Annotated in this window: 14 protein-coding genes; 1 reads left to right on the top strand and 13 read right to left on the bottom strand. The window is 42.8% G+C overall.

The window, feature by feature from the left end:
• Positions 1 to 67: 67 nt before the first annotated feature.
• Complete coding sequence (locus J4N44_RS20910; protein ID WP_252045712.1) at positions 68 to 940, bottom strand: aldose 1-epimerase; 873 nt, start codon at positions 938 to 940, stop codon at positions 68 to 70.
• 150 nt (positions 941 to 1,090) lie between these two features.
• On the opposite strand from J4N44_RS20910, the gene J4N44_RS20905 reads away from it, so the two are divergent.
• Complete coding sequence (locus J4N44_RS20905) at positions 1,091 to 2,311, top strand: ROK family transcriptional regulator (RefSeq protein ID WP_252045711.1); 1,221 nt, start codon at positions 1,091 to 1,093, stop codon at positions 2,309 to 2,311.
• A 91-nt stretch (positions 2,312 to 2,402) separates the two neighbouring features.
• On the opposite strand, the gene J4N44_RS20900 is transcribed toward J4N44_RS20905, so the two are convergent.
• From J4N44_RS20900 to J4N44_RS20845, 12 genes are all read right to left on the bottom strand, one after another.
• Positions 2,403 to 3,830 (bottom strand): sugar porter family MFS transporter, encoded by a 1,428-nt coding sequence (locus J4N44_RS20900; protein ID WP_005449432.1) that lies wholly within the window; start codon positions 3,828 to 3,830, stop codon positions 2,403 to 2,405.
• A gap of 86 nt (positions 3,831 to 3,916) precedes the next feature.
• Positions 3,917 to 7,231 (bottom strand): DUF5107 domain-containing protein, encoded by a 3,315-nt coding sequence (locus J4N44_RS20895; RefSeq protein ID WP_252045710.1) that lies wholly within the window; start codon positions 7,229 to 7,231, stop codon positions 3,917 to 3,919.
• A 199-nt stretch (positions 7,232 to 7,430) separates the two neighbouring features.
• Positions 7,431 to 7,922, bottom strand: coding sequence for a hypothetical protein (locus J4N44_RS20890; RefSeq protein WP_029839655.1), 492 nt, complete (start codon positions 7,920 to 7,922; stop codon positions 7,431 to 7,433).
• Between the two features lie 9 nt (positions 7,923 to 7,931).
• On the bottom strand, positions 7,932 to 8,432 hold the full coding sequence (locus tag J4N44_RS20885; protein ID WP_009696128.1) for an imm11 family protein: 501 nt from the start codon (positions 8,430 to 8,432) through the stop codon (positions 7,932 to 7,934).
• Positions 8,433 to 8,661: 229 nt separating this feature from the next.
• The gene (locus J4N44_RS20880; RefSeq protein ID WP_023624963.1) at positions 8,662 to 9,150 is read right to left on the bottom strand and encodes a hypothetical protein; all 489 of its coding nucleotides are present in this window, start codon (positions 9,148 to 9,150) and stop codon (positions 8,662 to 8,664) included.
• A gap of 21 nt (positions 9,151 to 9,171) precedes the next feature.
• The gene (locus J4N44_RS20875) at positions 9,172 to 9,738 is read right to left on the bottom strand and encodes an imm11 family protein (RefSeq protein WP_005449454.1); all 567 of its coding nucleotides are present in this window, start codon (positions 9,736 to 9,738) and stop codon (positions 9,172 to 9,174) included.
• Between the two features lie 7 nt (positions 9,739 to 9,745).
• The gene (locus tag J4N44_RS20870) at positions 9,746 to 10,492 is read right to left on the bottom strand and encodes an AHH domain-containing protein (RefSeq protein ID WP_100224515.1); all 747 of its coding nucleotides are present in this window, start codon (positions 10,490 to 10,492) and stop codon (positions 9,746 to 9,748) included.
• 2 nt (positions 10,493 to 10,494) lie between these two features.
• Positions 10,495 to 12,012: a PAAR-like domain-containing protein gene (locus tag J4N44_RS20865; protein ID WP_252045709.1), complete on the bottom strand. Its 1,518-nt coding sequence runs from the start codon at positions 12,010 to 12,012 to the stop codon at positions 10,495 to 10,497.
• 149 nt (positions 12,013 to 12,161) lie between these two features.
• Positions 12,162 to 12,953: a type IVB secretion system protein IcmH/DotU gene (gene icmH / locus J4N44_RS20860; RefSeq protein ID WP_025505396.1), complete on the bottom strand. Its 792-nt coding sequence runs from the start codon at positions 12,951 to 12,953 to the stop codon at positions 12,162 to 12,164.
• Positions 12,950 to 14,275, bottom strand: coding sequence for a type VI secretion system baseplate subunit TssK (gene tssK, locus J4N44_RS20855; RefSeq protein ID WP_005449459.1), 1,326 nt, complete (start codon positions 14,273 to 14,275; stop codon positions 12,950 to 12,952). The genes icmH and tssK overlap by 4 nt, the downstream gene beginning before the upstream one ends.
• Positions 14,276 to 14,286: 11 nt before the next feature.
• On the bottom strand, positions 14,287 to 14,787 hold the full coding sequence (tssJ, locus tag J4N44_RS20850; RefSeq protein ID WP_005449460.1) for a type VI secretion system lipoprotein TssJ: 501 nt from the start codon (positions 14,785 to 14,787) through the stop codon (positions 14,287 to 14,289).
• Positions 14,780 to 16,294: an FHA domain-containing protein gene (locus J4N44_RS20845; protein ID WP_252045708.1), complete on the bottom strand. Its 1,515-nt coding sequence runs from the start codon at positions 16,292 to 16,294 to the stop codon at positions 14,780 to 14,782. Before J4N44_RS20845 ends, tssJ begins: the two co-directional genes overlap by 8 nt.
• Positions 16,295 to 16,300 lie beyond the last annotated feature (6 nt).

Below are 16,300 nucleotides of genomic sequence, written 5' to 3'. Positions count from 1 at the left end.
CAAAGAATAAGCCCCTATCGCTAGGGGCTTTCATACCAATTTTTTTATGGCACATTTCACATCAAGTTCATGTCACAATTCGTATACACATACTGATTTGCATACTTTCTTGCGGCGATAAAACGCTCAGGCTTTCACAACCAAAGTTATGCGCATCAACATAATGACTTTGAGGCTCAAGGCAAAGGAAGTTGCTTTCACCCGAGGGCTTATAAACTTGCAGGTAACGGCAAGGGCTCGACACTAATACTGACACCCCATTTTTGTGCCTTAGCGACGCCATAACTCCGCTATCGCTCATCTGATATCCATTATTGATCCATAAATCGGGCACTGTTTTTTCGCTATTGAAGTTGTAATCTGAAGGTATGTGCCTAACGAAACGATCAGGAAGATTCTGCTTATCTTCAAACCAAAAACCTGTCGCCGGGAATTCTACAAGTGTATCTTGCTGAACTGAGAAAAATGGATGGAAGCCAGCCCCGAAAGGAAAAGCATCATCCCCAAGGTTGGTCAGAACCATGGTAACAATAAGGGCGTCATCACACAGTTGATAAGACTGTTTGGCATGGTATTCACATACGCCGTCGATACTTGACGTTAACTCTAATTCCAAAAAGTCATCACCTGCGTTTTTGGTCAGTAATCCCCAATCAGAAATCCATCCATTTCCATGCAAGAAAAACATATCATCGATGGCACGACTAACCGGCAGCACGACTTTATGCCCACGCCAAACAAATTGATTTCCGCGAATACGATTCGCCATTGGCAGCATGGGAAACATACTTGAATCTCCGGCAAAGCCGTTGGAAGTATTGACTCTGGCTCTCAACGCATCAAAGGTGAATCCGTTAATATACTGAAATGAATCAACACACCCTCCAGCCTCATTCACGACCAACTTCAACTTGCCATTATTCAGAGTGTGAGTAGCCATCGATAAACCTTCACTTCATTATGATATGTTTGTTTATAGCTACTTTATGCAGTTAGATATTCAACAACTGATAACAAAGTCACAGAGATAACTAAACAGAATTTAGTTAGCACCTTCTACGTTAAACCATCCAAGAGCCATGTTCGAACAATGCCTAACAAACCATTTCAATCTGGCGCCCATAAGGGGTTGAATAATCAAAAAGTTCGACACTACAACTGTCGCCTTGTGATGGCATTGCTGTATAAAAGCAAAGGCATGACCAAATCAGAGTTAGCTCGTGAAACACAACTTAGCATTCCTGCTATTAGTAAGATTGTTGATGCTTTAGTTGAGCAAGGTCGAGTAGAAAACTTCAGTGTATCCAAAGCAACAAAGGGTAACTTTGGCGGCTTGTACAAAGTATCAAGTGATCGCCCTTACACCGTGTGCATGAGTGTTTCTCCTACCCGTATCCAAGCGGTAATGGTCGATAATGAAATGACGCCCTCTTCGGACTTTATTGATCAAGCCATTACCCCACAAACACCTGACGAACTAATTGAGGATATCGTGACGGCTATTGTTGCTTGCCGTCAGTCCAAGCCAAATACTAGTTATCGACTCTCTATTGCCGTACACGGGCAAGTGGATACTCATGTAGGATCTTCCATGCGAATGCCGCAAGCTCCTTGGACACAACCTATCGAGCTAAAATATCTTCTTGAGCAACGCTTGCTCGTTGAGGTCCTAGTCGACAATGATTGCGTCATGCTAGCCTTAGCTGAAAAGTGGTTAGACGGGCATCACGGTGAAGATTTTTGCGTACTCAACGTTGATTACGGTATCGGTTCTTCTTTCTTGATCCACAATGACATATACCGAGGAAAGATGTTTGGCAGTGGGCAGATTGGTCACATTAAAGTCGCGAATAACGGCATCATTTGTGGCTGTGGTCGAGAAGGCTGCTTAGAGACGGAAGCCAGTTCCACAGCGCTTTGTAAGCAATACCTTTCCCGTCAGGAAAACGCATCCAAGCTTGTACGTATCGATGACTTTGTATTCGATGATTTTATTAAGCTGTATCAAAACGACGACCCAATTGCACAGGAAGTCGCAATGCACGCAGCCACAGTTCTTGGACAATCTCTCTATAACTTTCTTATCACACTCAACATCAACAAAATCATCTTGTATGGAAATACTTGTGCTCTAGGTGAATGTTGGTTAAAGACAATCACACAACAAACACTCATTAATCCATTCGAAGACGAGAATGCTCGTAAACAAGATCTCACCGTAGTCTCGTTCGGGCATTTAACGCAAATTGAGCGAATAGTCGGGATGAGCTACCTATGGGTTGAGCAAGAGTTAGATAACCTCTATACGTAACTCCCAATTTAAACGCAAAGAAGGTCACCTTAATAGCGACCTTCTTGAAGCTTACTCTGTTATTTTCACTCTATAGAGAGCACTGAGTGAGTTATGCGTTCACCTCTTTACCTACCGCAGCTTCACGAGTAACAAGGATTTTTTCCAGTTCTTCCAAAGAGCGCCCTTTCGTTTCTGGAACGCGTTTGTAAATGAACACAAAACCACAGGCACAGATAACACCGTAAAGTAGGAAGGAACCTGAAGCACCTAACCCCGCATTAAGCAGTGGGAACGTATAAGTGAGTGCGAAACACGCGACCCAAAGTGCCAACGTGCTGACCGACATCGCGGTGCCACGAACCTTATTCGGGAACATTTCAGAAAGAAGAACCCAAGTCACTGGTGCCAACGTCAAAGCGTAGATAGAAATCGCGATAAGGACGAGCATCAATACCGGCAAACCAAGCATTCCATAGGCATATGCGGCTGACATCAAACCATAAATCACCGTCAAGCCAGCCGACCCGATAATCATCAACTTACGTCGACCAATTTTATCAACAAAAGGAATCGCCAAAATGGTGAACACGAGATTGATCAATCCTGTTGCAACGATCGACTTCAAGGTATCGTTGATATCAAAGCCTGCAGAGGCAAAGATTTCCTGTGCATAGTTAAAGATGACGTTGATACCACACCATTGCTGGAAAGCAGCAAGAACAACACCGATCACCAAAATTGGCTTCACATCTGGCTTAAACAACGCACTAAACGGAAGTGAACGAGTTTCTGCAGACAAGGTACTTTCGATCTCTTGCACAGTGCGAGACGCATAACTTTCGCTACCAATACGCAGCAATGTAGCTTTCGCTTTGTCTACCATGCCCATTTTTACTAACCAACGTGGAGATTCAGGCACAACAAACATGAGCAGTAAAAACGCAAATGCAGGCACAAGTTCGGCGCCAAACATGTAACGCCAACCCATTTGACCATTCCATGATTGCAAAATATCCGCTTGCGCTGCATTGGAAGCAACAGGCTCCGCAATCAATAAGTTAATGATTTGAGCAGCAAGTACACCAATAACGATGGTCAGTTGGTTTATCGCGACAAATTTTCCTCGTTTATCAGCAGGCGCAATTTCAGCAATGTACATCGGTGACAATGCTGACGCTAAGCCAATACCAACGCCACCTATAATTCGGAACACCACAAACGCATTAAAACTATCGGCAGCGGCCGTTCCCCATGCAGAAATAACAAATAACAGTGCCGCTAAAATTAACGGACGTTTACGCCCATATTTGTCAGACACGGTGCCGGCAATAAATGCCCCAACCATACAGCCGATTAACGCTGAGCTCATTGCCCATCCAGACAATGACGCATTCGTAATGTTGAAATAAGCCTCATAGAATGGTTTGGCACCACCGATTACGACCCAATCATAACCAAATAATAATCCACCACAGGCGGCCACCAGACTGATGAGCCATATGTTTCTCATATTGAGTTGATCGCTTGTTTTACGCATAGTAAATCCTTGTAGAGGTACATATCTATTAAAGTTATTGTTTTAGAGTCACCCCAGGTGATAGGTCACCGGGAGTGACCTATCCATTAATTTTGACTGTTACAGCCAAACGCATAGCGATGTTGTGCGATTTCTTTTAATAGATTCGCTTTTGTATGAGCAGGCGCTTGTCCTAACAGTGCCTGCAATGTAAGTTCAAAATCTTCAAATCCATGACGTTCATCTGTCAAAGCTAAGCCAAATTGACCCATTGCTTTTACAAATAAACAGTGTTGCTGATGTTCTGTTGTTAAATTGCTATCAAAAACAATTAACGCTGGGAGTGATACAGCAAAAAAGTCGACCTTTACGGGCGCATTCCATTCTGAGTCCGCCCAAGACACCATATCCTCAAACAGTGATACTGCTTGTGCGGTATCTCCCAATTGGTGCATTGCAGCCGCTTGATAGAACAAGTAATCAGCGGGTTGATCGTTATAGTAACGGCTTTGGTTAATCTCTTGTTTACCTTGAGTTGCAAGAGCAAAGTGCTGATTGGCACACTCTCTTTCGCCTAACTCTTGGTAGCAACGCCCTAAGAAATAGTGGATATCATTGTCAGTTTGACCAACGAGGCGACCTTCACCCAAATTTGTTGGATAAGTCAGAGCGTCATTCAATAACTCAAGCGCGTTATTGAAGCTTCGTTGTTGCATAAACTGCAATGCGTATCTCAGCTTATTGACGATGAACTGCCCTGTCACCTTACCTTCTCCCCCCTCCCAAGGGTGGAACTGCCTTGTAGATAAGCATGTCTGTGCAAGTTCGAGCTCACCACAGATGTTATACAAATTAAGCAGCTCTGCAGTTAAGTCATCTCGCTGATTGACCACTTCTAGATTTGCCTTCAAGAAAGCAAGTCGTTCTAATGGCGTATCACCCGCCGCTTTTTTCAAGTAATCCAGTTCATAGAGAACTCGGGCATCGCTCGGAGACAACTCGAATGCTAACCCCATCAAAGAAATCGCTTTATCCAGCTCTCGACGCTTGTTATAGGCATGGACAGATAGATTTCGAAGTACGGGCGCATAGTGTGAGTTGAGCCTTAGTACTGTTTCCCAATGATATACCGCTCTTGAATAGCTTCGTTTCGCATAGAAGAAGCAACCCAGTAGATATTGGGTAAAGTAATGCCCTGAAAAAGCACTTAAAACTTCAACTTCGGCTAAGGTATTCGGAAATAAAACATTGTCGTTAAATCGATCGGCAGCGACATCTAATAAGGCTTCCGCCTGTTCGGGTTCATCGACTAAATACGCTTTATAAATCAAACTCATTGAACCTGTGCTCTCGTTCAGAGCTAAGACCGCTTTAGCGCGCTCTTTTGCATCAATCGAAAGATAAAAGTTAATAAGATGAATCGTGTTAGCTTCTCTTTGATTCATAAGTTGCTTAAACGCTGATAAGTCAATATCAGAGCGAGTTAACTGATACTTTTCGAATGAAATGCCATAACCAAGAGGCTGCATCTCACTTTGTTCATCAATAAAACGAAGAGCCTCTGCGTGTCGGTTCAATGCATTAAGCAAAAACACCTTCAATGTTGCAGCTTGGTAGTGAGTACCATTCAGTTCCAGTGCTCTTTCCGCGTATTCTAATGCTTCATTTAAACGGTCTTGCTTTGTGGCAATGCGAGCAGCGGCGAAAAAGCCAGTATCACGACAATTACTACTCCACGTTGCTTTAAATACATCGCTAAAGGCAGAATCAAGACGCCCCAGTTTTTCATTTGCACAGCCACGAAGGTAGCTTGCTCTGCCGCATAAAGGGTTTTTGTTGAGCTTGTGAGCACGCTCCAAAGCGGCATCAGAATATTTAAGTGTGCCTTGATAATCCGCTCGATCATAAGCAAGCGAAGCCATCGCGACGTTGGTTGCATAATGATTTGGGTCGCGTTTGAGGGCTTCTTGGTAGTAGTCCGCTGGATTACTCGTTGCATGGTGATATTGCTGTAAATGCTGTCCAATGAAATACAGTTCTTCTACGCTCGATACATCTTCAGGTTTTTCTGGTGCGGAGGCAGGATCGGGCGTTGGTTCATCTTTAGCGTCAATATGCTCTAGATAGGACAGGCATACTCTCCCCTCCTCATTCAAGATTGTGATGGTTAAGCGCGTGCTCTCAGCAAGCTCTATGCTTTCTTCAACCACATCACCTGGAGTCATTGTCAGTTGGTGTTTAGCAAGTACACTCGCTTTGTCCGAAATAACCACCTCGTAGTTGGCAATCTCAGAAATAGCGTAAACTGCCCATTCAACGAAACTCCCGCTTCGATCCAACTTAATCGCGACTTCCGTGTTCGCATTATGAACGTTGTCTAAATTGCTATATGGAAGGAAATGTTGAGTGAATTTTTTCTCTTCATGACTATCAATCCAAGTAAAATCCGGTTGGTTATCGGTGTAAACCCCAGTCATCAATTCGATGTAAGGTCCATTGCTGTCGGTCAACTGGCGATCCCAGGCTAATCCAAAATCACAGTTTCCCCATGTCCATTGCTTTTTGCCAGGAGAGACATGGTGATTAGCCACATGCAACAACCCTCCTTTCTCATCATGACTGTAAGCGCCAACAAAGTCATAAGCGGACTTATCTGCCATATAAGAAGTAGGAACAGGCAAATTCTTGTAGCGCGAGATGTCCGTACCCGGCGAATAGTCGACTTTGTAATATTCCCCAGTCGCTATTGGGAAATCCGAAACATCTCGTTTGCCATGGTCATATACCGCAGTGACATCTGGTGGGAAGATACTTTGATGATCATCACCACCTTTTACCGCGGGGTTAGACCACCATAGGAACTGTCGAGGAGTATCGTTGCCGTTATATACCTTGCCTGTTATCTCGACAAGCGCCTTGTTCGGATAAAGTTTGAAGCCAGCGGTTACTTGCAAACCGTACATATGTTCAACTTCACCAATCCAAACGGTAACGGATCCATCTTCATGCTCTTCAATCTTAAAATCTGTAGGCATGAACGTTGTCGGACGATGATGTTGAGGCCAGTTAAACTCGATACCACCAGAAATCCAAGGACCAAGTAGTCCAACTAAAGCCGGCTTAACGACTTCGTTGTAGTAAATAAAATCACGCTTTTTCATCTTGTCGTACGCACGATGAATGCGCCCACCAAGCTCAGGCAATAGCATGATTTTTATATAATCATTTTCGATATATACCGCTTGATATGTCTGTTCTATTTGATGATCAGATATACTGTCGATCACGCCGTAAGGGTATACGGAGCCAGAAGAGCCTTGATAAACACGGTTTTCCAAAAATAACGGATTCGAGTCAACTTTGCCCGTCGGGTAAGTCGGTAAAACAATCTCTTCTACCCATGCTTTTGCATTCGTACTCATAATCTAAAACTACCTGTAAGTCGTTGTGATTGATTTACAGGCAGTATAAAAAGCGAACAGCAAAAAGGATGTATGAAGCAATCACGTGGTTAACTAAACGAAGTTTAGTAATAAATGTGACACTAAGACACTGGCTTTATAGAGCAACGTATATAGTATTTTTATTCATAGGTATTAAAAAAGCGCCTTTCGGCGCTTTCTATACATCTCTTACCCAAACGTCTTTAACGTCTTTTTTAAGAAGGTCAATCACACTCTGGTGAATAAACACTAAACCAAAGTCTTCTTCTAGCTTAAATATTAATCGTTCTTCTAAAGGAACATTGTCTAGTTTAGAAAAATCAAACTCTGTTGACTCAATGTCTAGCCAGTTTAACTTGCCGTATTGTTTTTCTTTGTCCGTCAATTTATAAGTTTGATGGATGTAAGGCATACGATAATCTTCATAAACTTTAATTTGATCATCTGTTGGTTGGCTTGGAGAACAATCGACACGAGCATCTAACCACTCTACTCCGTGTACGACCAGTTTCTCTACTTTTGACGCAATATCACTTATGATAAATAGCTTTGGAGAAAAGGTCATTTCCAAAAGCAAATCGGGCTCTACAGGCACTATTGGTTTAGGGCTTTGTTGGAATAGGAAGTTACCTAAGTCTTGTTTAGTTAATAAATGATATTGTTCTTTCATCGTAATTCCTTAAAACTTTGGTGCTCTATCTAGAGTACTAACTTTAGCTTTTCTTAAAACATCAAATTCCGATAAAGAGCCAACCTCATTAAAAAACTCTTCACAAAAAAACATCACTGTTTCAGCACCTTTTACTCGAAAGGCGATCCGTTTGTTTAGTGGTATGCTCTTTAGTTTTTCTTCAGAAAGATAAAGCACATGCACCAATTTTTTCCCACTTCTTGGTGAAGTTTTTATGATCGACTTTTCCTCATCGAGTACATCTATTACATTGTTGACTGCAATTAAATATCGCCCCTCAGTAACTCCATTATCTGCTTTCAAAAGTGAAGGGTAAACTTCTATACCATAAGGGTCAAAGCTCATCAGCATTTGAGCAAAATTGGCACTGACAGAAAGGTCACCACAATCAACAATGGGTCCAACAGAATTGATACTGCCTCCTTCAAGATCTTGCCAGATGATAGGGTTCTCAGATGAAGAAGGATGATAAATGTTCGTACTGTACATTGACTCTCTGTTATCAACGGGAGTGAAATTAGTACTAGATGCGTAGTAATCTTCTGAGATCAATGCAAAATACATATATACCCTACTTTATTTTTCCAGCGACGACTACTATAGAAAAATGCTTTTACTTCTATAGTACTGGGAGCATTATCTTAGCTATTAAAATGGTTTATTTTCCTACCTTTAGACTCCATCTTGTAACAAATGAAAAAGCGCCTTTCAGCGCTTTCTATACATCTCTTACCCAAACGTCTTTGACGTCTTTTTTCAGAAGGTCAATCACACTTTGGTGAATAAAAACTAAGCCAAAATCTTCTTCTAGTTTAAATATTAATCGTTCCTCTAAGGGAATATTTTCTAATTTAGAGAAGTCAAACTCTGTTGACTCGATATCTAACCAGTTCAACTTACCGTATTGTTTTTCTTTATCCGTCAATTTATAAGTTTGATGGATGTAAGGCATACGATAATCTTCATAAACTTTAATTTCATCATCAGATGGTTGGCTTGGAGAACAATCGACACGAGCGTCTAGCCACTCTACTCCATGTACGACCAGTTTCTCTACTTTTGACGCAATATCACTGATGATAAATAGCTTTGGAGAAAAGGTCATTTCCAAAAGCAAATCTGGCTCTACTGGCACTATTGGCTTAGGGCTTTGCTGGAATGGGAAGTCAGTCAAAGATTGTTTAGATAAAACTATGTAGTTAGTCATTATTCTATTTACCTACTTACACTAGACTCGGGGCGTCTCTTCGGATGTATCAAATGAAAAGGCAACGATACTAGTACTTATTTTACCCTCCTCATCTAAACGGACAAGCGCTTCAAACAACTCGATTGAGAAGAACGTTTTTGTCATTCCGACAGGTTTAAAAACGTGCCTCTTGCTATCCGGAAGTTCCTTAATCTTTTCATCAGATAAGTAAAAACGGGTAGTTACGTCAGTCACTTTTATGCTTTTATCATAATCAACGACATCTACTAAGTTATCTACTGCTATTATGTAGCGCTCAGTTAACACTCCGTCTCCGGAACAGGTTAATTTTGCGGGATAAACTTCAACACCGTATGGGTCGAAACTCATAATTAGTTCAGCAATAGGCTTAGTGACATTAAAAGCACCACCTCTGATTAAATCTAATGCTTCAATTTCATAGATATCATCATCTTTCCACACAATCTCACTTATACAAGAAGTGGGAGTGAAATCATTATCATCATAGAAAGACGACCGACTATCAACGGCAGTAAATAATGATTCACCCTCGTTAAAGTCCTCATTTATGTATGCTATTTCCATCTTAAACCTATAATTTACTAGCAACCTTTAGATAATTGAACTTAAGGGCTTTCTTATAAAAAAGTCCACTCCATATTTCTTCTATCTCCGGCCAAGTCGTATTTTTGTGTGTTCTTTGCTGACAATCTGAGCTTCTACAACCATTTCCTTTTGGAGAAAAGTCATCTCCTGTATTGTGAAGCAATATCGTAAATTCACTTATCATGTCACAAATTCTTTCCGAAAGATCATTCAGTTCTTTTCGATATACAGGAGGTGGCATTTCACAGTGTAGCTTTTCCAACGTCTCTAGCAATTCTTGCTTTACAAACTTATGATAGGCTTTAGAAGGATATGCTTTAATCTTATTTTTGTCTCTGTTCAGCATACTAGCCCTCTTCATTGGATTCCCCCCATTTAACATCGAGGTAGGCTTTGAATTAGAGTACACTTGTTCATCACTCTTAAGATTCAGTTTACTTACTGTATTTCTACCCGTATGACCACTAGAATGCCAAGGCAAACGATACTTGCACGCAACCTTTTTAGCAGTACCTTTGTCACTGCTGGGAAGTATTACTATATTGTCTAAACTGTTCCAACTGTATTCTTTGTTTCGCATCTGTTCTGTTCGCTGAGTTGATAGCTTTTCGAACAAATTAAAGCTAATCAGATGATGTCCAGTAAGAGGACAATCACATTTTTCAGCTAATATATGATTGGCCTTTAATAATGCTTCACCAGAAACATGTCGAGAAAAACCGTTATTGCTCATACTCATTTTTTCCTTCCTGGAAGGACACATTTTTTCTTATGTCGTTTATCGGCAATTGCCCGCTTACACACTCTACAACGAACTGTTTTAGTCCCTTTCTCCTCATTTGCCTTTGCAGAGTTCTTTCCTGACTGAGCAGACTCACCCGTATTATGTTTCACTTTTGCTGGATAAGTTTTCTCGCCCTTACCTAAGATACGAGCAAAAAGATCATCAAACTCGCCCATCGCTTCTTTTAGTTTGTCGGGTACCATCTTGTCGATGATTTTTACCTCATCCGCTAACTTCAAGAAATACGCACCAAGCTCGTCTGCGCCCATTCTGTTTGCGTATGAAGCCAACTCAGTTGCCACTTCAATACAAGGTTTTAAAACATCACTAACAATTTGGCTGGTTTGCTTGGCGTAATCCATCCAATCTAACGTGCGCAAGAATTTTTCTGGATCGCCTTTACCCATGCCTCTTAAAACAGCTAACAAAGTATCTTTTGATGTTCCTTTACCGCCTTTTAGCGCAACTTTACACGTACCTTTTACTGCACTACCAAATGTAGGAACGCAGCCGACAAGAGTAAGTGAAAGCGCTAACCAGTTTTCAGGCTTATCGCGCTCTTCTTCAGTCAACAAAGTCATAATGTTCGCTGATAAATCGCGCACGTCAGCGGCTTGATCTACAACAGGGATCATCGTCAGCGCTGTATTGGCGATGATTTGCTCAACGGAAGCATCATCGTTGAAATCACCAAGAATCACGCCCCAAATCCAACTGGCAGCACCAGACATTCGCGTCCAAGCATTTTCCCAGAAGCCAACTTCACCTTTCTTTGTTTCTTCAATGATCAGTTGAGCGTTCGCACTCGGATTAAAGTTCGGATTGGTCTTAGTTGGCACATTCGGCATAAAGTCTCGGCTGTCCTCGCCGTACTCAATGGCAAACTCACCCGGAGCAATGCCACCGACCGAAGCCTTACCGCTGTTATCCAATGTTCCTTCAAATACGGCGTCAGATTGGTCGGTTAGAGTATAAGTTGCGCCTTGAACAGGTTCACCGTCTGAGTATGAGAGGTATAAGTCAACCGTATAGGTCCCTTCCTGCTCTTCCGTAACAGAAACCGAGGGGTTTTGAGCGCCGCCAAGACACATGGTATTGGCTTTGTTCATGGTCATTTGGTCGGACAGGCGACATACGCCCTTACCTTCAAACTTGACTGTTGGTGAGGCTGAGATGAATTTTGCTTCGGCTTCTATAGTGCCGGATGCGACGCCTTTTTTATCGCCGCCCGCATCACCGGTACTTTTTGAGAATGTACTGCCTTTGATTGCGACACTGTTGCCGCCATCCATTGAGATAGTCGTTGTGCCACCAGCAAGGTCTGCTGATTTAGCATTGTTGCCATAAGGGATAGGAACGATCGGCTTGCCGACCTTCGTTAAACAAACATCTGGGAGCGTTGCATTCGCTTCACCACCTGAGCCTTTATGAACTATCGAAAGTCCATTTGCACCAACTGTTACGCCCATAACCAATCCATTTGAATTTTGTTGATTGAATAATAAAAGAGATCGCATATTGCAATCTCTCTAAATACCTAGTGAATTTCACTAATAAGCTAGTAATACTCACGATAAAGCTGAAAACTGGCAGAAGATCTCATTTTGAGATCTCCTGTTTATCGATACACTTCAAGCAGTTGCTGGAACTTTAAATCGATGACGATGTAGGTCGCGGCATACATGATTGCGAAGGTAATCGCGCTGATACCTAAAATTAGCTTGGGTGAGACAACCCTTTTTAACGGCTTCTTAAGATACTTGGCCTTAAGGTTAACGAGAGAGACTTTCTCTTGCTCTGCCAAGCGTTCGTCTCGTACCAAGCGATAAATGGTATTGCCAATTTCAGCGAGCTTTTCGTTACCGCGTTCTTCACGACCGTATTTTCCCTGAAAACCGAGTTGAAGCAGTAAGTACAAAAATTCAATAACGTGACGGTATTTGCGTGGGTCGGCTTTTAAACGTTCGAGAATGACGAAAAACTTATCACCGCCAGATGTTTCATTGTGAAACTCGGATAGCAAACTGTTCTGGCTCCAATGACTGTTAGCGCCCCACTCTTGTCGGCAGACCGATTCATCAATCGCGGCACACAAACAGTATCGGATGACCAAAATGGATGCGCGATCCAATTCCATTTCATTGAGCTTACGCTCGCCTTTTCTTATCTCACGAGCCACTTGCTCACGAAACGGCATTGGGTCATCAAGCCAAGGAATCGAAGACATGCAAGATAAACTGGCGATCAACCATGAGAACTGGTCGACCAAAGGGTTGATGCCCATGTTTTCGATGTTTAAGTCTTGTACCGCGATATTACGAGACAGGTCCGGCGCTGGCATCACCTCCATAGGTTTGCCAGGCTCTGGTTGGAATAAAACTACGGTAACGTCGGTTTCTGCGTAACTCATAGACGAACAGCCCATAGTTGCAATGACAAGTTAGCAAAGTCGCCGGCTACGTGAACCGCTATCGCAGCAGTGTTTTTCAGTGCCGCCCACTCTTCACCTGTCTTATCCAGTTCGAAATAGGTGTAGCCAGCGTGGTAAGGCAACGCACGAGGCACAACTGGCATTGGTTTTATCTCGATACCTGGCAGTTGCAGATTGATCAAGTCACGAATGTTGTCGATAGAACCGATCTTCGTTTGGCTAACAAACTGGGTGTGAAGAACATCCAAAGTAACATCTGCTTTAACCGCAAGGATAAAGGTCGTTGTGTCGATGATCTTACTGTCTGGAATCGCTGCAGTTCTAATACCGTAGTTTTGGTCTTTCAACGTCAGTGGGATTGCGCGCTGCTCTGACATCACACTTAACGTCATTTTTGCGCTATCAAGCGTACGCGATAGACAACTGGTTAAGTCGCCATGGTTGTACTTAGTGAACTCGACTGGTCGACGAGATGCAGAACACAAGGTTGAAAGCTCGCCTTCTGCTTGAAGAAGAATGCGATAAAACGACTCAGGGTGAATACCTTCTGCACTGGCGAAATGCCAAAACAATGGTTCATATCGGTTGAGAGCTTGAAGCAGCATAAAATCAGAAACTGAAGATACGCCTTGCTGGTCAACAACACCTAAACGCTGAACGATAGACTCTGCGCGATGTTTCAACATAGAGGCAAACTCGGTTGCGAACTTGTTCAGTACAGTTGAAGCATGAATATCAATACAAGTCGGAATAAAGCTCTCATCTAAGATGACACTGCCATCTGGCTTCACTTCTGAGATCTTTAGAATTGGAATAGATGTGTACGCACTCTTGTCTTCATGGTCATACATCAAGCAAAAGTTAAGCTTACCGACTACGATGTTTGCCATGTCTTCCGAATCATAACAAGCATCGACCGCTTCTTGCGATTCCATCGTATAACGAGCACCGTCTTTCTTCGTGCCGAATAGTTCAGAACGCTCAGAGGGTAATGGACAACAAAGATAAACCACTTTATCGGCAATTGAAGGATCGACATCTTTTACTTCTGGTAGTTCAGCGAGCAGCGGCAGGTCAAAAGGCGTTCGGTCTTGAAGAATGCCTTCAGCGCGGGTAATACCAATTTTGCCCAGCGCTAACAGCTGAGAGTTAATCTCTAAACGCTTAATTCCCCAATGCAAAGGCGATGCATTAGCGCTCAACATACTCGACAGTTTACTTTGCGAACGATCGAGTTGCTGAAAGTGCTGCGGCTTCATGAACATTCCATCTTGCCAAACAACTGGATTGTATAAAGACATGATTTTATTCCTTAAAAGTAAACTTGTTCAATGCCGCGAGTGTTGTCAGAAATTAACTCACTGCCTTCTAACTTAAGTTTGATGTAGTACTCACTCTTCTCTTCAATCACTTCAACTTTGCGCCAAGAAGAGCCATCAATATCGCGAAACGCTACCGAAAATCCGACAGCGCGAGTGGCAGGGTCAAGCTCCAAAAATTCATGGATTTTGTCACCCGGTTGCATTTGGTATTCGTAACGTTTGATGTATTCATCGCCTAACGACGCTTTGTCGTTTTCAAACAGTGCGAAGAAATCTAAGCTGCGAAATAGCACTGGTGATGTCAGTTCATGAACACGCAAAATAACTGGGGAGGATTGACCACCTTCACGAACATTAAGCACAGAAGATGCCTCAATCACTAATTCGACTGAGGACGTTTCGGGTGTAATTCCCGTTGATTCTTTAAATTGGTCCCACATGGAACAACCGGATAGCAAAGCACATCCGAGCAACATCGCAATACTACGCATGACTTCCCTTAATCGCTTTGGTGTAGTTTTTCTTGATCAGACCTTTCAATGACATCTCATTCATCTGGCGACGGTTATTGGCGTAAAACTCCACATATTCACCCCACAACTTTGATTTAGTGGTGAACATAGATTTACTTGCCACATCGCTTGCAAACGTGACAGGGTCATTCGTCTCTGACTGCTCGATCAGCAACTCATTGAGTGCCTTATTAAAAATAATTTGATGGTCGTTGAGCTCATCCAACATTTGCTCTACCAATTCGTTAGGAGATAGAAGGTTCTGGCTGTTTAGCGTCAACATCAGTTCCGCAAGATTCGAATCCGCTTCAGTTAATCCCTGTTCACCTTTAAGTGATTCCACCTCATGAAGGTCTTTTTGCAAATTGTCGATACACAGACGAAGACACGTTCCCATTTGCTTAAACAGCAAGGCTTCGTCGCTGATCAAATCTGGATTACTGATCCCTAAACCTTCGTAGAAGGCTTTACTAATGTCAGAGGAAGCGCCTTCTTTCTCTGGGTTCAACGATTCATTGCTAACAAAGCCCACTTTCGTTTCTGTAGTTTTCGCTTCTTGTTGAGACGATTGTGTCGAAGGAATAAAGGCTTGTGTTACCTCTTCCCACTTGTGACCGACAGGTTCTGATCTTTGTGGAGACGGCTGAATTGAGGGATTAGCGCGTTGCTCGAATGGTTGCGAACCAGACTGATGGATTTCAGGTCGCCCCCTCTCTGCTTGAGATGCAAGAGGTTCGGAGTTGGCAAAATCCTCTGGGATAACTGTGCGATTTTGAGCGGACACTATTTCTGGTCCAACTGATGCCTGGCTCGTCTCTGTACCTGCCATCCAATCTTCTGGAATCAAATTAGGGATATCGAATTCTGAGTGAATGCTAAAGCTATCATCAACAACTTGTCGTGTATTTCCGATTGGTTTGGAATGAGAAGCATCTGGCTTTTCGACATCACAAATAAGATGGTCGTCGTCGCGTTGCATCGAAAACTTCAGATGAGCGATCGGGTCATCACTGTCCACATCGTCTTGTTTTGTTTCCATGAACAAATCTTCCAATGCACCGACTTTTTCCTCTTCCTCGACCACAGCCTCGCCAAGATTAACAAGAGGGTCATTGGAAACACGCTCTGGAGCAATATCCGCAGCAATGTCTTGAGCAGCCGAAACATGCTCCAATGCCACACCAATCTCGTATTGACCAAGAGAAATCACATCACCGTCCACAATCGAAACCGGCTGGTTCTTGAGGATCTTGTTACCGTTGACCATAGTGCCATTTGTAGACACATCACTGATGTAAAAAGTGTCTCCGTATACGCTGACCAAGCAGTGTGTACCAGAAATAAAACGGTTGTGATCTGTCAAAGCGAGAGTACAGCTTGGCGCTCTACCAACTGAACCGCCACCTTCTGGCATTTCAATATGCTTGGCACCCGTGTATTCCTCTGGACACTTTGAAATGAATAGGACTAGCTGATGTGTTTGCATTGCTAA

The organism is Vibrio sp. SCSIO 43155 (genome assembly GCF_023716605.1).
Lineage (GTDB): Bacteria > Pseudomonadota > Gammaproteobacteria > Enterobacterales > Vibrionaceae > Vibrio > Vibrio harveyi.
This window is presented reverse-complemented; position numbering and strand designations above follow the sequence as displayed.